Genomic DNA, 19,041 nt, shown 5'->3' on the forward strand with positions numbered 1-19,041 from the left:
GGGTCAGTTGGCCCGCACCGCCCCGCCCGCCGGTTCGTCCGATTTCAGCAGCAGCGCCAGGGCGCCCAGGATCGCCAGGATGCCCGGCAGCAGGACCGGGCCGGGCAATCCCTGGCCAAGCGCGGCCTCGGACAGGATCACCCAGATCGGCGTCAGATAGGTATAGGCCATGACCTTGGCCGCAGGCAGGCGCATCGCCGCGTATTGCACCAGCAGGGTGGTAAAGGCGCTGGCGAAGATCGCGACATATAAGATCGTGATCCAGACGATCGCCGGAAGCTGACCCCATGCGGTCGAGGTCAGCGCGCCCCAGCCCCAGGCAGCCGTCAGCAGCCCGCCCGCGACCAGCGTCCCCAGGCTGGAGATCAGCGGCCCCTCGTTCCGGCTCAGCTTGCGGACCAGGGCCGCGTACAGGGCGTGCAGCGCGCAGCCGATGAAATAGATGGCCTCGCCGCACCCGATCTCCATCCGCATCAGCGCCGCCGGGTCGCCGCGAAAGATCACCCACAGCGCCCCAACTCCGCCCAGGGCCAGGGCAAGCGCCAGATGCCCCGTCATCCGCTGGCGCAGCAGCAGCCAGCCGAAACCTGCCGCCATGATCGGCGTCAGCGTGAAGACGGCGCTTGCCGCCACGGCGGGGGCAGTCTTCAGCCCCTCGAACATCAGCACGAAATATCCGGCAAAGGCCCCGCCCAGCAGAAGGTATCGCCAGGGCGCCTCGATCAGCGCGCGCGGCCTGCCCCGGCGCGGCATCAGGATCGCGATCCCGGCCAGCACGCCCGCCGCGATGATGAAGCGCACAACCGTGATGGCAGCCGGGTCAATCAGGTTCGCGGCCCGGACGCCCAGCGAGAATGACCCCGCGACCAGGGTCGAAAACAGCAGCATGGCCGCATGGCCGCGCAGGGCCTGGGATCGGTTCACCCGCGGCCCAGCATGTAGAATTCATCGTTGGCGCGAAAGTCCCCTGCATTGGCCATGCGGTTGGACATGCCGAAAAAGGCCGCGATGGCGCCGATGTCCCAGATCTCGTCCCCGTCAAAGCCCGCCTCGCGCAGCGCCTGGTGATCCGCCTCGCCGATCTGATGGGCCGCGACCGTGACCTTTTCGGCATAGGCCAGCATCGCGCGCTGACGGTCGGTCAGGTCCGCCTTGCGCCAGTTGATCGCCACCTGGTCAGCGATCAGCGGGTTCTTGGCCCGGATGCGCAGGATCGCGCCGTGGGCGACCACGCAATACTGGCAGTTGTTGATGCCGCTGACCGCGACCACGATCATCTCGCGCTCGGCCTTGGTCAGGCCGGTGTCCTTGTCCATCAGCGCCGCGTGATAGGCGAAGAAGGCGCGGAATTCGTCGGGACGATGTGCCAGCGCCAGGAAGACATTGGGCACGAAGCCCGACTTCTCGGCCACCTTGGCAATGGCGTCCTGCATGTCCTGGGGCAGGGTTTCAAGATCGGGCACCGCGAAGCGGCTTATGGGTTGGGTCATGGGGGTTCCTCCGATGCGGCCACCTTGGCCTGCGGCTTGCAGACTGTGAAGGGGTCATGCGTCGCGCAGGGCCGCCACGGCCGCCTGGACCTTGAGCGTGCGGTGCAGATCGACATGCGTGACCAGCCACAGACGCGATTCCCATTCCGGCAGGGCCATCACCTCGATCAGGCCGTTGGCGCGGGACGGCGAAAGTGGGCCGATGGCGAGGCCAGCGCGGATCACGGCCTCGCGGGCCGATTCGTCATTGGCGGTCATGACGATCTGCCGCGGGTCCACGCGGTCCTGCAACCAACGCATCAGCGGCGCATTGCGCGCCTGCGGCCCCATCAGGACCATACGGTGCCCGTCGATCCCCGTCACCTCTCCATGCGCCGCGACATAGGCGGGCGCGGCATAGATCGGATGGCGCACCGTGCCCATCGGGCGGACGACATAATCCGGTTCCGTCGGCTGGCTGCCCGCGCGGATCGCGACATGCGCCTCTCCGGCGTCCAGGCGGAACAGGCGCACATCGGTGACATAGTTCACCCGAAGCCCAGGATGCTGGCGCATCAGCCGGATCAGCCGGGGCATGACCACATCGGCCAGTTCGGGAAGCGAGGTCACGACCAGTTCGCCCTCGATCCGGTCGCCTCCGCCCGCGATCTGAGCGGTCAACTGGGCAAAGCGCTCATCCGCGTCGCCCGCGACCTTCAGCATCGCCTGCCCCGCCTCGGTCAGGGCATAGCCGCGGGGGTGGCGCTGAAACAGCTTGACGCCAAGCTGCGCTTCCAGCCCGTCGATGCGGCGGATGACGGTGGCGTGGTGGACGCCCAAGGCCTCGGCCGCGCCGCTGACGGTGCCGCTGCGCGCGACGGCCAGCGCAATGCGAAGGTCGTCCCAACTTTCAATCGTCATGTGCTCTCCGCACAGATATTGCGCGTTTATCGCCATTTCGCCGCTGTCGGCCTAGCCCTAAATCAGTATCAACGCACCAAACCTGAACGGACAAGCCGATGAACATCCTGCATATCGACAGCGCCATTACGGGCGAGGCCTCGGTCTCGCGCAAGCTGACGGCCGACATCGTGGCCAAGCTGACCGCGACCAATCCAGACGCGACCGTCACCCATCGCGACCTGAACGACGGTGTTCCGGCCATCGACAGCGCCTGGTTTGAAGCCGTGCGCATGGCCCCCGAAAGCCCGACGGCCGAGCAGCAGCGCCTGATCGCCATCTCGGACGCCTATCTGGCCGAGGTGCAGGCCGCCGACGTGCTGGTGATCGGACTGCCCGTCTATAACTTCAACCTGCCCGCGCAGTTGAAGAACTGGCTGGACCAGATCGCCCGCGCCGGCAAATCCTTCCGCTATACCGCTGAAGGTCCCGAAGGTCTGCTGAAGGGCAAGCGCGCCATCATCGCCTACAGCGCGGCGGGCACGCCCATCGGGTCGGACTTCGACCATGCCTCGGGCTATGTCCGCTTCATGCTGGGTTTCCTGGGCATCACGGATGTGGACTTCGTGGCCGCCGACCGACTGGCGATGGACCGCGACGCAGGGCTGGCCCGCGCCCAAGAGGCCCTGGAAAACCTCGCCGCGTAATCCCGCAAGTGTAACAAGTGCGACGGCCTGCGTTGACTCGCGGGCCGTTTTTTCGTATCAGCCCCCGGATTCCCGGAAGGATTGGCCTTCCGGTCCCTTCCTTGCGTGGGGATCGCCCTCCGTCAGCGCGTCGCGCCCACGGGGGCTGCAGTGTTTTGGACCGAAGGAGGCCCGGCGATGTTCGAGAACCTTTCCGACCGTTTGGGCGGCGTCTTCGACCGGCTGACCAAGCAGGGCGCCTTGACCGAGGACGACGTCACCGCCGCCATGCGCGAAGTCCGCGTGGCCCTGCTGGAGGCTGACGTCTCGCTGCCGGTCGCGCGCAACTTCGTCAAGGCGGTCACCTCCAAGGCCACCGGGTCCGCCGTCACCAAGTCGATCACCCCTGGCCAGCAGGTCGTCAAGATCGTCCATGACGAACTGATCAAGGTGCTTCAGGGCGAGGATGCGCCCGACGCCCTGCGCATTGACAACCCGCCCGCGCCGATCCTGATGGTCGGCCTGCAGGGCTCGGGCAAGACCACCACCACCGCGAAGCTTGCCCTGCGCCTGAAGGACCGCGAGAAGAAGCGCGTGCTGATGGCGTCCCTGGACACCAACCGCCCCGCCGCGATGGAGCAGCTGGCGATCCTGGGCAGCCAGATCGGCGTTGACACCCTGCCCATCGTACCGGGCCAGACCGCTACCCAGATCGCGAGCCGCGCCAAGCAGCAGGCCTCGCTTGGCGGCTATGACGTGGTGATGCTGGACACCGCCGGTCGCCTCCACATCGACCAGGCGCTGATGGACGAGGTCCAGGCGGTGCGCGACATCGCCCAGCCGCGCGAAACGCTGCTGGTCGTCGATGGCCTGACCGGCCAGGACGCCGTGAACGTCGCGACCGAGTTTGACCAGAAGGTCGGCGTCTCGGGCGTGGTGCTGACCCGGATGGACGGGGACGGGCGCGGCGGTGCCGCGCTGTCGATGCGTGCCATCACCGGCAAGCCGATCCGCTTCGTGGGTCTTGGCGAAAAGATGGACGCGCTGGAAACCTTCGACGCACAGCGCGTCGCGGGCCGGATCCTCGGGATGGGCGACATCGTGGCCCTGGTCGAGAAGGCCCAGCAAGTGCTGGAGGTCGAGCAGGCCGAGCGCATGATGAAGCGCTTCCAGAAGGGTCTGTTCAACATGAACGACCTGAAGGGCCAGCTTGAACAGATGCAAAAGATGGGCGGGATGCAGTCCATCATGGGCATGATGCCCGGCATGGCCAAGATGGCCAAGCAGGCCGAGGCCGCGGGCATGGACGACAAGGCCATTGCCCGGCAGATCGCGCTCATCAATTCGATGACGAAGAAGGAACGGGCCAATCCCGACATGCTGCAGGCCAGCCGCAAGAAGCGGATCGCGGCCGGCGCGGGGATGGAAGTGTCGGAACTGAACAAGCTTCTGAAGATGCAGAAGCAGATGGCCGACACGATGAAGAAGCTGGGCAAGATGGGCAAGGGCGGCATGCTGAAGCAGGCCATGCGCGCCATGACCGGCAAGGGCGGCGGGTTGCCCGACCTGGAAAACTTCGACCCCGCCAAGATGGCCGAGGCGCAGAAGATGCTGCAGGACCCCAAGGGCCTGGGCGGTCAGTTGGGCAAGGCAGGCCTGCCGGGCGGTCTGTCCGGCATGTTCGGGAAGAAGTGATGGACGACCACACCGATCCCGCCGCCCGCGCCGCGGCCCTTTTGCGCGATCACCGCGCCAGCATCGACCGGCTGGATGCGATCATCGTCTATACGCTGGCCGAACGATTCAAGCACACCCAGTCCGTCGGCCGTCTCAAGGCCGAACACGATCTTCCGCCGTCCGATCCTGCCCGCGAAGCGCAGCAGATCGAGCGGCTGGAACGCCTCGCGCGCGAGGCCGACCTCGACCCGGAATTCGCGCGCAAATTCCTGAACTTCGTGATCGCCGAGGTGATCCGGCACCACGAAACCTTTCAATCCTGACGGCGGGATCCCCGCCATCGCAACCCGTAGGGTGGGGTTCCACCCCACCACAGCGCCATCCTAAGGAGAAACCCAATGGCAACGAAAATCCGTCTGGCCCGTGGCGGCAGCAAGAAGCGCCCGCACTACGCCATCGTCGTGTCCGATTCGCGCATGCCGCGTGACGGCCGCTTCCTGGAAAAGCTGGGCACCTACAACCCGCTGCTGGCGAAAGACAGCGAAGACCGCATCAAGCTGGATCTGGACCGCGCCAAGCACTGGCTGGACCACGGCGCCCAGCCGACCGACCGCGTGGCCCGCTTCCTGGAAGCCGCTGGCGTGCGTGAAAAATCGACCCGCGCCAACCTGAAAAAGGGCGAGCCGGGCAAGAAAGCCACGGCCCGCGCCGCCGAAAAGGCCGCGAAGGCCGCCGCTCCGGCCGACGCCGAGTGATCTGATCGGGCGGGGGCACACCCCGCCCTTTTCGTCCGAGGGGGCCGGATGTCACAAGACCGTATCTGCGTGGGCGCGATTGCCGGGGCCTTCGGGGTTCAGGGCGAGGTGCGGCTGAAAAGCTTCTGCTCGGAACCCGCCGACATTGCGAAATACATTCCCCTGACCACCGAGGACGGCAAGCGCAGCTTCACCGTCAAGCTCACGCGCCCCGTCACGGGCGGCCTTGGCGCGCGCTTGTCGGGCGTCGCGACCCGAGAGGATGCCGAGGCGCTGAAGGGCACCACTCTCTGGGCGCCGCGATCCGCCCTGCCCTCGCTTCCCGACGATGAATTCTACCACGCCGATCTGATCGGGCTGGAGGTCGTCGATACCGGCGGCGCGGTCCTGGGCCGCGTCCGCGCGATCTTCGACCACGGCGCGGGCGACATCCTGGAAGTCGTGGGCGGCAAGGACGTGCTGCTGCTGCCCTTCACCCGCGCGGTGGTGCCGACCGTGGATCTGGCCGCGCGCCGCATCGTGGCCGATCCCCCCGCGTCCGACGAATGACCGACAAGCCCAAGTCCCACGGCCGACTGTCCATCAGCGCCAGCCTGCGCCCGCGCGAGTTGATGGCTGAACCGCAGGTGCAGGGCGCCTGGACCGCCAGCATCGTCACCCTGTTCCCCGAGGCTTTCCCCGGCATCCTGGGCCTGTCGCTGACCGGCAAGGCGCTGGCGCAGGGCCTATGGAACCTGCGCACCGTCCCCCTGCGCGATTTCGGCATTGGCCGTCACCGCAATGTCGATGACACACCGGCGGGCGGTGGCGCGGGCATGGTGATCCGCGCCGACGTGATGGACGCCGCCCTGCGCGAGGCGCGGCAAGGCCCGCCTCGCCCGGTGATCTACATGTCCCCGCGCGGCGCGCCGCTGACGCAAGCCCGCGCCCGCGGCCTGGCCCAAGGCAACGGCGTCACGCTGATCTGCGGCCGGTTCGAGGGGGTGGACCAGCGCGTCCTGGACGCCCATGATGTCGAGGAAATCAGCATCGGCGACTATGTCCTAACCGGAGGAGAGATCGCCGCTCAGGTCTTGATCGACGCGACGGTTCGCCTTATACCGCGCGTGCTGGGGAATCACGACTCTCTGGCCGAGGAATCCTTTTCCATCGGCAACAGGGGGCTTCTGGAGGCCCCCCAGTTCACGAAGCCCGCCCAGTGGGAAGGCCGCGAGATACCGGAGGTTCTGCTGTCCGGCAATCACGCGGCCATTCATCGTTGGAGGGCCGGTGAGGCCGAAAGGCTGACAAAGGAACGCCGCCCCGACCTGTGGCGGGCATACCAGGACGGTATGGACCCGGCAAAGGACCGACAGCTCTCGGGCGCATCAGACCAATCGCGGACACGCCGCGAGCATGACAAGGAACCCAGGCGATGAACCTGATCGCAGAACTCGAAGCCGAGCAGATTGCACAGCTCGGCAAGACCATCCCGGATTTCAAGGCCGGCGACACCGTGCGCGTCGGCTACAAGGTGACGGAAGGCACGCGTTCGCGCGTCCAGATGTATGAAGGCGTCTGCATTTCCCGCAAGGGCGGCAGCACCCTCAGCGCAAGCTTCACCGTGCGCAAGATCAGCTTTGGCGAAGGCGTGGAACGCGTGTTCCCGCTGTATTCGACCAATGTCGACTCGATCGAGGTCGTGCGCCGCGGCAAGGTCCGCCGCGCCAAGCTGTATTACCTGCGCGACCGTCGCGGCAAATCGGCCCGGATCGTCGAGAAAACCAACTACCGTCCGCTGTCCGACGCGAAAGCCTGAGGATCCTTCCGATGAAAAAAGACATCCATCCCGACTACCACACCATCGAGATCAAGATGACCGATGGCACCACCTACCAGACCCGCTCGACCTGGGGTTCGGAAGGCCAGACCATGGCGCTGGACATCGACCCCACCTCGCATCCGGCCTGGACCGGCGGCTCGGCCAAGCTGATGGACACCGGCGGTCGCGTGTCGAAGTTCAAGTCGAAATATGCGGGCCTGGGCTTCTGATCGCTCCTCCCCCGATTTGCGAAACGCCGCCCCATTCGGGCGGCGTTTTCATTTGCAGCGGAGAAAGGGTGCGCCGCCCCCGTCCCTGCGGGACTCCCCCGGGATATTTGGATAAAGGTGAAAGCGGCAGGTGTCAGGCTGCTTCCACGCTGGGTTCAACCAAGGCCACGATATCCATCATGATCGTGTTCAGCTGGAAATCCTTGGGCGTATAGACCCGCGCCACGCCCATGGCGCGCAGGCGCGCCGCGTCGTCGTCGGGGATGATGCCGCCGACGATCACCGGGAGATGGGCCAGACCTGCCGCGCGGATGCGCGCCATCACATCCTCGATCAGCGGCAGGTGGCTGCCCGACAGGATCGACAGGCCGATCACGTGGGCGTTTTCCTCGGCCGCGCGGGACACGATCTGCTCGGGCGTCAGGCGGATGCCTTCATAGGTGATGTCCATGCCGCAGTCCCGCGCGCGGAAGGCGATCTGCTCGGCGCCGTTGGAATGGCCGTCCAGCCCCGGCTTGCCGACCACGAATTTCAACCGGCGGCCCAGACGGGCACTGACGGCATCGACGGCCTCTCGGATCCCCTCCAACCCTTCGGTGCGGTTCGAGGGGCTTGAGGACACGCCGGTCGGGCCGCGATATTCGCCATGGACCTGCCGCATGATGCCCGCCCATTCGCCGGTCGTGGCGCCCGCCTTGGCAGCCGCAATCGACCAAGGCATCACGTTTTCCCCCCGCCGCGCCGCATCGCGCAGCGCGCCCAGCGCAAGCTGCACCGCGCCTTCGTCGCGGGCCGCACGCCAGGCTTGCAGCCGCGCGATCTGGTCCTGTTCCACCGCCGGATCGACGACCATGATGCCGCCGTCCCCCGCCACCAGCGGCGAGGGTTCACCCTCCTGCCAGCGGTTGACGCCGACGACGACGGTTTCGTTCGTCTCGATCCGGCCCAGGCGTTCGGCATTCGATTCGACCAGCCGCGCCTTCATATAGTCGATGGCGGCAATTGCCCCGCCCATGTCGTCCAGCAGGCGCAATTCGTCGCGCGCGCCCTGCTTCAACTCCTCGACCTTGGCGGCAATCACCGGGTTGCCGTCGAACAAGTCGCCATATTCCAGCAGGTCGGTCTCATAGGCCAGGATCTGCTGCATCCGCAGCGACCACTGCTGGTCCCAGGGACGCGGCAGGCCCAGAGCCTCGTTCCAGGCCGGAAGCTGAACCGCCCGCGCCCGCGCGTTTTTCGACAGCGTGACCGCCAGCATTTCCAGCAGGATGCGATACACGTTGTTTTCGGGCTGCTGTTCCGTCAGCCCAAGGCTGTTGACCTGCACGCCATAGCGGAAGCGGCGGTACTTCTCATCTGCGATGCCATAGCGGTCGCGGGTGATCTCGTCCCACAACTCGGTGAAGGCGCGCATCTTGCACATCTCGGTGACAAAGCGGATGCCCGCATTCACGAAGAAGCTGATGCGGCCGACCATCTCGGGGAAGCTTTCAGCCGGAACCTTGCCCTTCAGGTCGTCCAGAACGGCGATGGCGGTCGCCAGGGCATAGGCCAGTTCCTGCTGCGGCGTGGCCCCGGCCTCCTGCAAATGATAGGAACAGACGTTCATCGGGTTCCACTTGGGCAGGTGCTGCCGGGTATAGGCCGCGACATCCGTGATCATCGCCAGCGAGGGCTTGGGCGGGCAGATATAGGTGCCGCGCGACAGGTATTCCTTGATCAGGTCGTTCTGGACGGTGCCCTGCAAGGCGGCGATATCTGCCCCCTGCTCCTCGGCCACCGCGATATAGAGCGACAGCAGCCAGGGCGCCGTCGCATTGATCGTCATCGAGGTGTTCATCTGTTCCAGCGGGATCCCGTCGAACAGCGCCCGCATGTCGCCCAGGTGGCAGATCGGCACGCCGACCTTGCCCACCTCGCCCCGCGCCAGCACATGATCGCTGTCATATCCGGTCTGGGTCGGCAGGTCGAAGGCCACCGATAGCCCCGTCTGACCCTTGGCCAGGTTGCCGCGATATAGCGCGTTCGACTTGGCGGCGGTGGAGTGACCCGCATAGGTGCGGAACAACCAGGGTTTGTCCTTGTCGGCCATGCGGCTCCTCGCAACAATATTTCCACTTGCCAATCGATACCGAAACAAACATGCGCCGTCAATTCGCCGCGATGCGGCGCAAACCTGCGCCATTCGGACATTTTATTACTTCTTTGCCATCAATGTTGTTGCAATCTTGCGCAATCCTCTCTTACCTCTGGGATCAGAACGCGGCGATTCTGCGCCGCAGCAGATGCAGGAGAAGCTGATGGCCCTCGACTCCCCCTCCCCGATTGCCCCTTACGATGCCCCTGTGAAGGATCTTTACGACATCGGCGAGATGCCGCCCTTGGGCCATGTGCCCGCCAGGATGCACGCCTGGGCGATCCGCCGCGAACGCCAGGGCGAACCCGACAAGGCCATGCAGCTTGAGGTCGTGGACACCCCCACCATCGACAGCAACGAGGTGCTGGTCTTGGTGATGGCGGCGGGCGTCAACTACAACGGCATCTGGGCAGGCCTCGGGGTGCCCATCAGCATGTTCGACGTCCACAAGCAGCCCTATCACATCGCGGGTTCCGACGCTTCGGGCATCGTCTGGGCGGTGGGCGACAAGGTGAAACGCTGGAAGGTCGGCGACGAGGTCGTGATCCACTGCAACCAGGACGACGGCGACGACGAGGAATGCAACGGCGGCGATCCGATGTATTCGCCCACGCAGCGCATCTGGGGATATGAGACGCCGGACGGCAGCTTCGCGCAGTTCACCCGCGTCCAGTCCCAGCAGCTGATGCCCCGCCCCAAGCACCTGACCTGGGAGGAATCGGCCTGCTATACCCTGACGCTGGCCACCGCCTACCGGATGCTGTTCGGGCACGAGCCGCATGAACTGAAGCCCGGCATGAACGTGCTGGTCTGGGGTGCCTCGGGGGGCCTCGGGTCCTATGCCATCCAGCTGATCAACGCGGCAGGCGGCAATGCCATCGGTGTCATATCCGAGGAAGACAAGCGCGACTTCGTCATGGGCCTGGGCGCCAAGGGCGTCATCAACCGCAAGGAATTCAATTGCTGGGGGCAACTGCCCATTGTGAACACGCCCGAATACAAGGACTGGTTCAACGAGGTCCGCAAGTTCGGCAAGGCCATCTGGGACATCACCGGCAAGGGCAACAATGTCGACATCGTCTTCGAACACCCAGGCGAGGCGACCTTCCCGGTCAGCACCTTCGTCTGCAAGAAGGGCGGCATGGTGGTGATCTGCGCGGGCACCACGGGCTTCAATTGCACCTTCGATGTGCGTTACCTGTGGATGCACCAGAAGCGAATCCAGGGCAGCCACTTCGCGCATCTGAAACAGGCCAGCGCCGCCAACAAGCTGATGCTGGAACGCCGCCTGGATCCCTGCATGTCCGAGGTCTTTCCCTGGGCCGAAATCCCGCAGGCCCATGTCAAGATGATGAAGAACCAGCACAAGCCCGGCAACATGTCCGTGCTGGTCCAGGCGCCCACCACCGGGTTGCGCACCTTCGAGGACGCGCTGGAAGCCCGACGGAGCCTATAGCCGAAACTCCTGGAACCGGAAGGGGCTGCCATCGTGCGGCCCTTTCCCATGGGCTTTTTCTTCGGCCGTTCCTCAGATTTCGGCCTTGCGCCGATCAACGGTGCGGCACTGCCATTCCTGCACCGTTTCCCTGGGATGGCTCTCGATCCATTCGGCCATGACCTGCTGGCCGTGGACCATGCAGGCCATCAGGTTCGTCTCGACGAAGATCAGGCTGCGGTCCTGGCAGCGCACGGGCACGGCCGACAGGCAGCTTACGAAAAACAGTTCGATCATCACACCTACCACTCCTTTTCCCGTTGCGCGTGCCGGGCCTTGAGAATGGAACATGTTTCCCATTCAGGTGTGATTGCGCCGTGAAAGAAGAACAGGATCCTGAGATTTTTCGATGTTTGCCGGGCAAATTGGCCGAATCAACGGCGGCTTGCCTGAGACACGATCAGATTGCCGTATCCGCTTCCTCGGCCAGACTGCATTTCCAGGATTTCACCTGATCGTTCGGATGGGCTTGGACCCAGCGCGCCAGTTCGTTCTGGCTTTCCAACATGCAGGTCTGAAGGCCGTTTCTTTCCTCGAACAGCAGGCGGTGCTCGGTGCAGTGCTGCGGTTCGCTGATCAGGCAGGTGACAAAGAACAGTTCGATCATCGCGCGTTCCCCTTGATGATTCCCTATACACGCCGCAAAACCCGAAAAGTTGCGCCTGATTGGCAATATTGCGGATCAAGCAAGCAGATTGTCCAAATCCTGCGCGAAACCTTATTCATTTTATTAAAAATAATGGGTAACAGGCGGTCGGCCAGAAAAAAGGAAGGCTAATGGTCCAGATTGGCAACACGCCGACCCCCCATCCATCACGAGGCCGTCCGCCGCAACGCCGGCGAGGCCGAGTTCCACCAGGCGGTGCGCGAAGTGCTGGAAAGTCCCGGGCCGGGTGGTGGCCAGGCATCCAGAATACCTTGGCCGCGCCCTGATCGAGCGGATCTGCTAACCCGAACGGCAGATCATCTTCCGCGTGCCCTGGACCGACGACCAGAACCGCTTGCAGTTCAACTCGGCCATGGTTCCCTGAAAGGGCGGCTTGCGGTTCCACTCGCCGGTGAATGTCGGGCTCATCAAGTTCCTGGGCCTTGAGCAGACCTCCAAGAACACCCTGACCAGGCTGCCGATCGGCGGCGGCAAGGGCGGGTCCGACTTCGACCCAAGGAGCCGGTCCCGTGCCGAGATCATGCGCCTCTGCCAAAGCCTCATGACCAAGCTTTACCGGCACCGGGGTGAATATACCGACGTTCGTGCCGGTGACATGGCGTCGGCACGCGCAGGATCGGATGTATGTTCGGACAGTACAAGCGACTGACCAACCGATACGAGGCGGGCGTGCTGACCGGCAACGGCCTGTTCTATGGCGGCTCAGGCTATGGCAACACCTATTTCACCCGGGCCATGCTGCAAAGGCGGGGCAACGACTCCGACGGCAAGACGGTGGGCGGGCTTCATGCGCGTGGCCCACCGATGCTGGCCTTCGGGGTGATCTGACCCAGCCGCCGACAAGGCGGCTTCGCTTTTCGGGCGGGGCGGGATAAGACCGCCCCATGAACGTCCCCGCCCCCATCCTGTCCCCTGACCAGGCCGATGCCTGGGACGCCCTGGCCGAAGCCTTCGGCGCGTCCGGCATCGACCTGATCGCCGAGGAACTGCACCCTCCGCAACCCGGCAATGGCCGCGTGATGGCGGTGATCGGCAAGGCCGGATCGGGCAAGACGCTGCTTTTGTCGCAGATCACCAAGGCCCTGCGCGATGCGGGGGTCGAGATCGTCAGCGGCGATTACGAGGGCCGCCGCCGCAAGGACCGGCGCAGCGTGGCGATCCTGGCGCCCACGAACAAGGCGGCCTTCGTGCTGCGGATGCGCGGCGTGCCCGCGACCACGATCCACCGCATCCTTTACACCCCCGTCTACGACCCCGAATACGAGAAGCTGGCCGAATGGCTGACCGGCACCGGCGACCGCCCCGCCGTCGAGGGGATGACGGAGTCGGCATTGGACCGGGCCAAGGCCTTCTATGACCAGCACACGTCCATTCCCGGAGCGCTTGCGGCGGCCGGTCTGCGCGGGTCCGACTTCATCCGCGGCTGGAAGCGGCGCGAGGATGCCCTGGACGTGGGTCTGATCGACGAGGCGTCCATGCTGGACGAAAAGCAGTTCGAGGACCTGCGCGAGATTTTCCCACTGCTGGTGCTGTTCGGCGATCCGGCCCAGCTTGCCCCGGTGGGCCAGTCCGGGGAGATGGTCTTCGACAAGCTGGCCCCTGCCCAGCGGCTGGTCCTGAACCGCATCCACCGGCAGGCTGACGACAGCCCGATCCTGGACCTGGCCCATGCGCTTGCCGATGAGGGCCTGACCTTCGAAGGCTTCGAAAGCCTGATCCGCGCAGCCGCGCGCCGCGACGACCGGGTGGTTTGGGCCGAACGCGTGGAAAGCGACCTGATGGCGCGCAGTCCGGTGCTGGTCTGGCGCAATGCAACGCGCATCCGGCTGATCCACGCCTTTCGCGCGGCCTATGGCGCACCCGGCGACGCGCTGCTGCCCGGAGAGCCGCTGATCTGCGACGGGCTGGAACTGCCCCTGAAGCACCGCAAGAAGCGCATCGACCTGGAGGCGCGGGGGCTGATCAAGGGCGCGCAGGTCGTCTATCTGGGACCGGGCCGCAAGCCGGGCTTTTCCCGGCTGCACGTGATCGGGGCCGAGGACCCGCGCCTGTCCGCCGCCAGCATCGTCAAGATAGAACTGCCGGACGAGGAAGAACCTTTCATCCCCTATGCCGCACGCATGGGCGCGACCTTCCTGCATGGTGCTGCGGTGACGATCCACAAGTCGCAAGGCAGCCAATGGCCCGACGTGCAGGTCTTCGGCCCCGACATCAGCGCCGCTGCCTGGTCCAACCGGACGGAGGCCGGCATCCCTTTGTGGAAGCGGCTGGCATACGTCGCCATCACGCGGGCACAGGAGCGGCTGCTGTGGGTCACGAAGGCGCGGCTGGCCCGTCCTACGGCGCCGCTGGGGACGGATGACCTGGAAGGGCTGGTGGCGGATCTGGCGTTGGCGGCCTACGAGGAATAGCGTCCCGCGAAGGCCGGGGGCCAGCCCCCGGACCCCCGGGATATTGAAGCCAAAGTGAAAAGACTTGTCAGCGCGCCGCCTTGCGGTGGTCCAGGCGTTCGATGGCCAGGCGCAGCGCCTCGACCAGTGCTTCCTTGGGGATCCCTGTTTCGTGCGACAGGCGCATGATGCCGAAATGCACGCGGGCCAGTTCCTGGTAATACCGGGTGAAGGTATAGTTGATCGACGCGCCCACCACGGCCCCGAAGATCGGCGCGGCCTGGGCGGCCAGCTTCTGTCCCATCGACACCGACAGGCGCGGCGCGACCTTGCTGATCAGGCCCTGCACGGTCTGGCCGGTGACCGACATCCGGGCGGCCAGCAGGCCCAGATCGGTGGAGTCGTCCTCGGCCATGGGGCCGGCGGCTGCAAAGATGCGCAGGCATTCCATACGCACTTCGTCGCTTTCGGGATCCAGCCCGTGTTCGACGGCGATATCCAGCATCGCCCGCAGCAGCAGCGTGATCGTGAAGGGCAGTTCCACCATGGCGCCCGCGAAGCCGCCCACCCCGCCCGCCGCGCCGCTGACGGTCGATGCCATGCGGTTGAACCAGTCCCCCCTGTCGCGCACCATGCGCCGCGAGGTGGAGGCCGCCGCAAAGGCCCGGTTCAGCGCCGCGCGGGTGATCCGGTCCATGCGGCTGCGCACGAAACCCGGCAGCTTTTCGATCAACCCCTCGGCGCTGTTGCCGACGACGGTCATCAGTTCCATACCCAGACCGCCGGCATCCAGATAGCGCCGCGCCAGGCGGTCGATCTGGATATGCACGGAAGGGTCATTGATCGGCGGAAGCACCAGCTGCGGATTGGTCGCCATCGTCATCCTCTTGCGAAACAGCCACATCGGGGGACGCCACGGTGACACAGGCCAGATCTGCGTCAAGGCTACGCGCCTGCCGCGCCATGGCCTCAACCGCGCCCGGCGCCGTCTCTCGCGTCACCTGCCCCGCCACCCCAACCCAGGCGCCCGGAGAGAGTTCCAGCCCCAACACCCGGTCCGGGTTTGTGGGCGGGGGCATGACGACGTCGTCCAGCCTGGCAAAGCCGAACCGGCGGTAATAGGGCGCGTCCCCCACCAGCAGCACCCGGCCCCAGCCCAGCTTGCGCGCGCGGGCCAGGCTGTCGCGCATCAGAAGCCCGCCCAGGCCCTCGCCCTGCGCGGTCGGGTGGACGGCGATCGGTCCCAGAAGCAGCACCGGCTTGCGAGCCACGCGCACCGGCCAGAAGCGGATCGCGGCCTGCAGGATGCCATCGGCGCGCAACACCAGGCACAGATCGGCCACCTTGGGCACCCCGTCCCGCAGGCGGTAGGACGACAGGGCGGTCCGGCCCGGCGCAAAGCACAGGTCGTAAAGGGCCTCGACCTCGGGTTCGTCGGCGGCGGTTTCGGGGCAGATCTCGTACATCGCGCCTCCTGTCGGTCTTGGCGGACCCTTAGCACGGGCTTGCAGGTGATGAAACATCCGGGCCATTGCGGCGAGGTCCGGCAGATGGCAGGTTGTCGGCGCGCGTGAAAACAGGAGGCCCGCGATGTTCTACCGCCCCGAAAACGGCCACGGGCTGCCGCACAACCCCTTCAACGCCCTTGTCGCGCCCAGGCCGATCGGCTGGATCTCCACGCGCGGTTCGGCCGGAGACAATCTGGCGCCCTATTCCTTTTTCAACGCGGTGGCCTATGTCCCGCCGCAGGTGATGTTCGCATCGACAAGCGCCAAGCCTGATCGCAACGGCACCAAGGACAGCGTGGCCCAGGTCATCGAATCCGGCGTCTTCTGCGTCAACATCGCCACCGGCGACCTGCGCGACCAGGTGAACGCGTCCTCGGCCCCGCTGGCCGCCGGGATCAGCGAATTCGACGCGGCAGGGATCGCGGCGGCGGAATGCGACACCATCGCCTGCCCGCGCGTCGCCGCCGCCGCCGCCGCTCTGGAATGCCGGATGACGCGCGTGGTGCCCCTGGCGGGCGAGGCGAACTACGTCGTCTTCGGCGTCGTCACGGGCGTCCATATCCGCGACGACTGCGTGGTGAACGGCCGCTTCGACCCGCGTCCTGCGGGCGGCTGGATTGCGCGGCTGGGCTACAGGGATTACTGCGCCGTCACCGAATTGTTCGAAATGGAACGCCCTGCATGAGCCTGAACGTCAAGGATTACATCCGCACCATCGTGGACTTTCCCCATGAAGGGATCATGTTCCGCGACGTGACCACGCTGTTCGCGGACGCCCGCGGCTTCCGCATCGCCATCGACCAGTTGCTTGCCCCCTATGCGGGCGCGCGGATCGACAAGGTGGTGGGGCTGGAGGCGCGCGGCTTCATCCTGGGCGGCGCGGTGGCGCATCAATTGTCCACCGGGTTTGTCCCGATCCGCAAGAAGGGCAAGCTGCCCGGCGCGGTGATCAGCCAGGCTTACCAACTGGAATATGGCGAGGCTGTGGTCGAGGTCCATGACGACGCCTTGCGCCCGGGCGAGCGGGTGCTGATCGTGGACGACCTGCTGGCCACCGGCGGCACGGCGGCGGCGGGGATTTCGCTGTGCGAGAGGCTGGGCGCGAAGGTGGTGGGCTGCGCCTTCGTGATCGACCTGCCGGAGCTGGGCGGGCGGAAGGTGCTAGAGGGGTTGGGGCATGAGGTTCATGCGCTGACGAGTTTCGAGGGAGAGTAAAAGGCGGCGCTATTACGCTACTTCTCCCATCCAAAGACGGTCTGAGGGCTTGATATTGCGTCAGCTTTCATTTTTTCAGATAACTCTTTTACCATACTGTCCACATCAAGCCTCGGATAAAGCCGTTCAATGATGGATGAGGCTACAAGACCAACTTGCTTCTCAGAGGTCTCAACCCTTCGACGCAAGATGTTCATGCGAGACATCAACAAAAGGCGCGCTTCTTGAGTAAACATGTTTCTGACTTCCTCTCTAAAGAAATGATGAGCAAAATAGTCTCTTTTCTTTTTTAGAAGCCCAAGTTCTTCCTGAAGTGCTGAAATTAGGTGGCAATCATCTAACAACCGCAACAAGCCTCCAAAGGTGGAGTCATGAGCCTTTTTCTCTAAGGAATCGTAATGTAACCGCCATTCCTCTTGATTTTTGATCTGACCCTTCGAAAAAATCTGACCAAGCTTCCAAAATACATAGCAGCTTTGTAGAGAAGTTTCTAAAAGAGAATAGGCGGAGAAAAGCAATCCGAAATGAGCAAGCAATTCTTTTTCCAACATAATGCCGTCAGAGCACAGTTCAGGAAAATCTTCAAACAACAGCGAGATATCGGGCTCATCTGCCATCAGCGCTCTATTCTTCCTGTACCATTGCACATTCAGTAGGGTGCGTGATTTCACGCACCGTCAAGCCATCAGTAATGGTGCGTGCAAGCACGCACCCTACGCCAAAATCACCCCCGGGTTCATGATCCCCGCCGGATCCAGCGCGTCCTTGATCGCACGTATCGCGGCCAGCCGCGTCGGATCGCCCCATTCGGCCAGGTCCGCCGCCTTCAGCCGCCCTACCCCGTGTTCCGCAGAGAACGACCCGCCCCGCGCCACGACCATCTCATGCACCGCGCGGGACAGGTCGCGGCGGATGGGGTCATAGGCGTCCCGGGTCTTTCCCTCGACCGGGAACAGGTTGAAATGCAGGTTGCCGTCGCCCAGGTGGCCGAAGCAGTTGATGCGAAGATCGGCCATGCCCGCCAGCATCGCCCTGCAATCGCGGATGAAGCGGGCGATTTCCGACAGGGGCAGGCTGATGTCGTGGCTGGCGATGGCGCCGATGTGGCGGTTGCCCTCGGGGATCGTCTCGCGGATCGCCCACAACTCGGCGGCCTGCTGGCCGGATTGCGCGATCACCCCATCGCTGACAAGGCCGGCCTCGGCCGCATCGGTGAACAGCGTCTCGAGCGCGTGGTCCGCCGACAGGCCGGATGGCAGGCCGACCTCGATCAGGACCAGCCAGTCGGGGCGGTCGGCAAAGGGCTGGCGCAGGTCGGGAAAGGCCACGTCCAGAAAGCGCAGGCCCTGCCCCGATATCAGTTCAAAGGCCGTCACGCCGCCGGCCATCCGGGCCTGGGCCAGCGACAGCAGGGTCAACGCGGCCTCGGGCGATTCGACGACCAGCATGGCGACGCCGACCTCGGGCGGGACCGGGGCCAGCACCAGGGATGCGGCGGTGATGATGCCCAGCGTGCCCTCGGCCCCGATCAGCAGGTCGCGGATGTCATAGCCGGTGTTGTCCTTTCGCAGCCGCTTCAGGTCGTGCATGACCTGCCCCTGCGGCAGCACCGCCTCGATCCCCAGGCACAGCGCGCGGGCATTGCCATAGCGCAGCACGTTCACGCCCCCCGCATTGGTGCCCAGCACCCCGCCGATCTGCGCAGACCCTTGGGATGCAAGTGCCAGCGGAAACTGCCGACCGACGCTGGCGGCGGCCTCGCGGACCTGTTGCAGGGTGGCGCCGGCCTCGGCCACGATGACGCCCTCCTCGGGGAACACATCGCGGATCGCAGTCATGCGTTCCATCGACAGGACCAGCGGCACCGTGCCGTCAGGCATCACCTGCCCGCCCACCAGGCCCGTGCCGCCGCCACGGGGGACGATCGGCACGCGGGCGTCCGCGCAGGCGCGGACGATGGCCGCGACCTCATCCACCGTTCGGGGCGCGGCGATCACCCCTGCCCGCCCCTTGAAGCGGCCGCGCGGTTCTTCCAGATAGGCCGGGGCGATCTCTCGCACCACGCCCTCGGGCAGAAGGCGGGCAAGGGCTTCGGTGGCGTCGTTCAGCAT

At 65.2% G+C, this 19,041-nt stretch carries 24 protein-coding genes and 1 pseudogene; 15 read left to right on the forward strand and 10 right to left on the reverse strand.

What is annotated here, in order from left to right:
• Nucleotides 1–3 precede the first annotated feature (3 nt).
• The 3 genes from RAH32_RS09225 to RAH32_RS09235 are packed head-to-tail and all read right to left on the reverse strand — an operon-like array spanning nt 4 to nt 2,390.
• On the reverse strand, nt 4–924 hold the full coding sequence (locus RAH32_RS09225; protein WP_306607340.1) for a DMT family transporter: 921 nt from the start codon (nt 922–924) through the stop codon (nt 4–6).
• Entirely contained in the window at nt 921–1,490 is a 570-nt protein-coding gene (locus tag RAH32_RS09230; RefSeq protein ID WP_306607342.1) for a peroxidase-related enzyme, read from the reverse strand. Before RAH32_RS09230 ends, RAH32_RS09225 begins: the two co-directional genes overlap by 4 nt.
• A gap of 54 nt (nt 1,491–1,544) precedes the next feature.
• Complete coding sequence (locus tag RAH32_RS09235) at nt 1,545–2,390, reverse strand: LysR family transcriptional regulator (RefSeq protein ID WP_306607344.1); 846 nt, start codon at nt 2,388–2,390, stop codon at nt 1,545–1,547.
• 98 nt (nt 2,391–2,488) lie between these two features.
• On the opposite strand from RAH32_RS09235, the gene RAH32_RS09240 reads away from it, so the two are divergent.
• The 8 genes from RAH32_RS09240 (at nt 2,489) to rpmE (ending at nt 7,518) form a co-directional block, all read left to right on the forward strand.
• Nucleotides 2,489–3,076 (forward strand): FMN-dependent NADH-azoreductase, encoded by a 588-nt coding sequence (locus RAH32_RS09240; protein ID WP_306607346.1) that lies wholly within the window; start codon nt 2,489–2,491, stop codon nt 3,074–3,076.
• Between the two features lie 177 nt (nt 3,077–3,253).
• On the forward strand, nt 3,254–4,750 hold the full coding sequence (gene ffh / locus RAH32_RS09245) for a signal recognition particle protein (RefSeq protein WP_306607349.1): 1,497 nt from the start codon (nt 3,254–3,256) through the stop codon (nt 4,748–4,750).
• Nucleotides 4,750–5,055, forward strand: coding sequence for a chorismate mutase (locus tag RAH32_RS09250; protein WP_167621371.1), 306 nt, complete (start codon nt 4,750–4,752; stop codon nt 5,053–5,055). The genes ffh and RAH32_RS09250 overlap by 1 nt, the downstream gene beginning before the upstream one ends.
• Nucleotides 5,056–5,130: 75 nt before the next feature.
• Nucleotides 5,131–5,487, forward strand: coding sequence for a 30S ribosomal protein S16 (gene rpsP, locus RAH32_RS09255; RefSeq protein WP_306607355.1), 357 nt, complete (start codon nt 5,131–5,133; stop codon nt 5,485–5,487).
• 48 nt (nt 5,488–5,535) lie between these two features.
• Nucleotides 5,536–6,036 carry a ribosome maturation factor RimM gene (gene rimM / locus RAH32_RS09260; protein WP_306607357.1) on the forward strand — a complete coding sequence of 167 codons (501 nt, stop codon included), beginning with the start codon at nt 5,536–5,538 and terminating at the stop codon, nt 6,034–6,036.
• Nucleotides 6,033–6,905 carry a tRNA (guanosine(37)-N1)-methyltransferase TrmD gene (gene trmD, locus RAH32_RS09265; RefSeq protein ID WP_306607359.1) on the forward strand — a complete coding sequence of 291 codons (873 nt, stop codon included), beginning with the start codon at nt 6,033–6,035 and terminating at the stop codon, nt 6,903–6,905. Before rimM ends, trmD begins: the two co-directional genes overlap by 4 nt.
• Entirely contained in the window at nt 6,902–7,285 is a 384-nt protein-coding gene (gene rplS, locus RAH32_RS09270; RefSeq protein ID WP_306607361.1) for a 50S ribosomal protein L19, read from the forward strand. The genes trmD and rplS overlap by 4 nt, the downstream gene beginning before the upstream one ends.
• A gap of 11 nt (nt 7,286–7,296) precedes the next feature.
• On the forward strand, nt 7,297–7,518 hold the full coding sequence (rpmE, locus tag RAH32_RS09275) for a 50S ribosomal protein L31 (protein ID WP_306607363.1): 222 nt from the start codon (nt 7,297–7,299) through the stop codon (nt 7,516–7,518).
• Nucleotides 7,519–7,651: 133 nt separating this feature from the next.
• On the opposite strand, the gene RAH32_RS09280 is transcribed toward rpmE, so the two are convergent.
• Nucleotides 7,652–9,610 (reverse strand): protein meaA, encoded by a 1,959-nt coding sequence (locus tag RAH32_RS09280; RefSeq protein WP_306607365.1) that lies wholly within the window; start codon nt 9,608–9,610, stop codon nt 7,652–7,654.
• A 208-nt stretch (nt 9,611–9,818) separates the two neighbouring features.
• Between RAH32_RS09280 and ccrA the strand changes: the two genes are divergently transcribed.
• Nucleotides 9,819–11,111: a crotonyl-CoA carboxylase/reductase gene (gene ccrA, locus RAH32_RS09285; RefSeq protein ID WP_306607367.1), complete on the forward strand. Its 1,293-nt coding sequence runs from the start codon at nt 9,819–9,821 to the stop codon at nt 11,109–11,111.
• A 72-nt stretch (nt 11,112–11,183) separates the two neighbouring features.
• Here ccrA and RAH32_RS09290 read toward each other — a convergent pair whose 3' ends face one another.
• Entirely contained in the window at nt 11,184–11,387 is a 204-nt protein-coding gene (locus RAH32_RS09290) for a hypothetical protein (RefSeq protein WP_306607369.1), read from the reverse strand.
• 112 nt (nt 11,388–11,499) lie between these two features.
• On the opposite strand from RAH32_RS09290, the gene RAH32_RS09295 reads away from it, so the two are divergent.
• Nucleotides 11,500–11,928 carry a hypothetical protein gene (locus tag RAH32_RS09295; RefSeq protein WP_306607371.1) on the forward strand — a complete coding sequence of 143 codons (429 nt, stop codon included), beginning with the start codon at nt 11,500–11,502 and terminating at the stop codon, nt 11,926–11,928.
• Nucleotides 11,929–12,096: 168 nt separating this feature from the next.
• Here RAH32_RS09295 and RAH32_RS21650 read toward each other — a convergent pair whose 3' ends face one another.
• Nucleotides 12,097–12,225, reverse strand: coding sequence for a hypothetical protein (locus RAH32_RS21650; RefSeq protein ID WP_306607766.1), 129 nt, complete (start codon nt 12,223–12,225; stop codon nt 12,097–12,099).
• Here RAH32_RS21650 and RAH32_RS21655 point away from each other — a divergent pair.
• From RAH32_RS21655 to RAH32_RS09315, 3 genes are read left to right on the forward strand one after another with little or no spacing between them, the layout of a single operon-like run.
• Nucleotides 12,209–12,466: a Glu/Leu/Phe/Val dehydrogenase dimerization domain-containing protein gene (locus RAH32_RS21655; protein WP_306607743.1), complete on the forward strand. Its 258-nt coding sequence runs from the start codon at nt 12,209–12,211 to the stop codon at nt 12,464–12,466. The genes RAH32_RS21650 and RAH32_RS21655 overlap by 17 nt on opposite strands.
• A complete protein-coding gene (locus RAH32_RS21660; RefSeq protein WP_306607373.1) occupies nt 12,442–12,645 on the forward strand; it encodes a hypothetical protein in 204 nt (67 codons plus the stop codon). The genes RAH32_RS21655 and RAH32_RS21660 overlap by 25 nt, the downstream gene beginning before the upstream one ends.
• Nucleotides 12,646–12,701: 56 nt before the next feature.
• Entirely contained in the window at nt 12,702–14,228 is a 1,527-nt protein-coding gene (locus RAH32_RS09315; protein WP_306607375.1) for an ATP-dependent DNA helicase, read from the forward strand.
• Nucleotides 14,229–14,295: 67 nt separating this feature from the next.
• Here RAH32_RS09315 and RAH32_RS09320 read toward each other — a convergent pair whose 3' ends face one another.
• Both RAH32_RS09320 and RAH32_RS09325 read right to left on the reverse strand, forming a co-directional pair.
• On the reverse strand, nt 14,296–15,084 hold the full coding sequence (locus tag RAH32_RS09320; protein WP_306607377.1) for an EcsC family protein: 789 nt from the start codon (nt 15,082–15,084) through the stop codon (nt 14,296–14,298).
• Between the two features lie 115 nt (nt 15,085–15,199).
• A pseudogene (locus RAH32_RS09325) lies at nt 15,200–15,673 on the reverse strand (GNAT family N-acetyltransferase); the annotation flags it as partial.
• 124 nt (nt 15,674–15,797) lie between these two features.
• Between RAH32_RS09325 and RAH32_RS09330 the strand changes: the two are divergent.
• Both RAH32_RS09330 and RAH32_RS09335 read left to right on the forward strand, forming a co-directional pair.
• On the forward strand, nt 15,798–16,400 hold the full coding sequence (locus tag RAH32_RS09330; protein ID WP_306607379.1) for a flavin reductase family protein: 603 nt from the start codon (nt 15,798–15,800) through the stop codon (nt 16,398–16,400).
• On the forward strand, nt 16,397–16,930 hold the full coding sequence (locus tag RAH32_RS09335) for an adenine phosphoribosyltransferase (protein WP_306607381.1): 534 nt from the start codon (nt 16,397–16,399) through the stop codon (nt 16,928–16,930). The genes RAH32_RS09330 and RAH32_RS09335 overlap by 4 nt, the downstream gene beginning before the upstream one ends.
• Before the next feature lie 17 nt (nt 16,931–16,947).
• On the opposite strand, the gene RAH32_RS09340 is transcribed toward RAH32_RS09335, so the two are convergent.
• Both RAH32_RS09340 and RAH32_RS09345 read right to left on the reverse strand, forming a co-directional pair.
• Nucleotides 16,948–17,547: a hypothetical protein gene (locus RAH32_RS09340; RefSeq protein ID WP_306607383.1), complete on the reverse strand. Its 600-nt coding sequence runs from the start codon at nt 17,545–17,547 to the stop codon at nt 16,948–16,950.
• A gap of 96 nt (nt 17,548–17,643) precedes the next feature.
• Nucleotides 17,644–19,041, reverse strand: a complete 1,398-nt coding sequence (locus RAH32_RS09345; protein WP_306607385.1) for an FAD-binding oxidoreductase — start codon at nt 19,039–19,041, stop codon at nt 17,644–17,646.

Origin of the sequence: Paracoccus yibinensis, assembly GCF_030846195.1 — a bacterium.
GTDB classification, from domain to species: Bacteria; Pseudomonadota; Alphaproteobacteria; order Rhodobacterales; family Rhodobacteraceae; genus Paracoccus; species Paracoccus yibinensis.

Excerpts from the sequence above, each read along its gene's own strand:
- RAH32_RS09230 (WP_306607342.1), bottom strand. The coding sequence starts at position 1,490 with ATGACCCAACCCATAAGCCGCTTCGCGGTGCCCGATCTTGAAACCCTG.
- RAH32_RS09235 (WP_306607344.1), bottom strand. The coding sequence starts at position 2,390 with ATGACGATTGAAAGTTGGGACGACCTTCGCATTGCGCTGGCCGTCGCG.
- RAH32_RS09240 (WP_306607346.1), top strand. The coding sequence starts at position 2,489 with ATGAACATCCTGCATATCGACAGCGCCATTACGGGCGAGGCCTCGGTC.
- ffh (WP_306607349.1), top strand. The coding sequence starts at position 3,254 with ATGTTCGAGAACCTTTCCGACCGTTTGGGCGGCGTCTTCGACCGGCTG.
- RAH32_RS09250 (WP_167621371.1), top strand. The coding sequence starts at position 4,750 with ATGGACGACCACACCGATCCCGCCGCCCGCGCCGCGGCCCTTTTGCGC.
- rpsP (WP_306607355.1), top strand. The coding sequence starts at position 5,131 with ATGGCAACGAAAATCCGTCTGGCCCGTGGCGGCAGCAAGAAGCGCCCG.
- rimM (WP_306607357.1), top strand. The coding sequence starts at position 5,536 with ATGTCACAAGACCGTATCTGCGTGGGCGCGATTGCCGGGGCCTTCGGG.
- trmD (WP_306607359.1), top strand. The coding sequence starts at position 6,033 with ATGACCGACAAGCCCAAGTCCCACGGCCGACTGTCCATCAGCGCCAGC.
- rplS (WP_306607361.1), top strand. The coding sequence starts at position 6,902 with ATGAACCTGATCGCAGAACTCGAAGCCGAGCAGATTGCACAGCTCGGC.
- rpmE (WP_306607363.1), top strand. The coding sequence starts at position 7,297 with ATGAAAAAAGACATCCATCCCGACTACCACACCATCGAGATCAAGATG.
- RAH32_RS09280 (WP_306607365.1), bottom strand. The coding sequence starts at position 9,610 with ATGGCCGACAAGGACAAACCCTGGTTGTTCCGCACCTATGCGGGTCAC.
- ccrA (WP_306607367.1), top strand. The coding sequence starts at position 9,819 with ATGGCCCTCGACTCCCCCTCCCCGATTGCCCCTTACGATGCCCCTGTG.
- RAH32_RS09290 (WP_306607369.1), bottom strand. The coding sequence starts at position 11,387 with ATGATCGAACTGTTTTTCGTAAGCTGCCTGTCGGCCGTGCCCGTGCGC.
- RAH32_RS09295 (WP_306607371.1), top strand. The coding sequence starts at position 11,500 with ATGTTTGCCGGGCAAATTGGCCGAATCAACGGCGGCTTGCCTGAGACA.
- RAH32_RS21650 (WP_306607766.1), bottom strand. The coding sequence starts at position 12,225 with ATGAGCCCGACATTCACCGGCGAGTGGAACCGCAAGCCGCCCTTTCAG.
- RAH32_RS21660 (WP_306607373.1), top strand. The coding sequence starts at position 12,442 with ATGTTCGGACAGTACAAGCGACTGACCAACCGATACGAGGCGGGCGTG.
- RAH32_RS09315 (WP_306607375.1), top strand. The coding sequence starts at position 12,702 with ATGAACGTCCCCGCCCCCATCCTGTCCCCTGACCAGGCCGATGCCTGG.
- RAH32_RS09320 (WP_306607377.1), bottom strand. The coding sequence starts at position 15,084 with ATGGCGACCAATCCGCAGCTGGTGCTTCCGCCGATCAATGACCCTTCC.
- RAH32_RS09330 (WP_306607379.1), top strand. The coding sequence starts at position 15,798 with ATGTTCTACCGCCCCGAAAACGGCCACGGGCTGCCGCACAACCCCTTC.
- RAH32_RS09335 (WP_306607381.1), top strand. The coding sequence starts at position 16,397 with ATGAGCCTGAACGTCAAGGATTACATCCGCACCATCGTGGACTTTCCC.
- RAH32_RS09340 (WP_306607383.1), bottom strand. The coding sequence starts at position 17,547 with ATGGCAGATGAGCCCGATATCTCGCTGTTGTTTGAAGATTTTCCTGAA.
- RAH32_RS09345 (WP_306607385.1), bottom strand. The coding sequence starts at position 19,041 with ATGCTGAACGACGCCACCGAAGCCCTTGCCCGCCTTCTGCCCGAGGGC.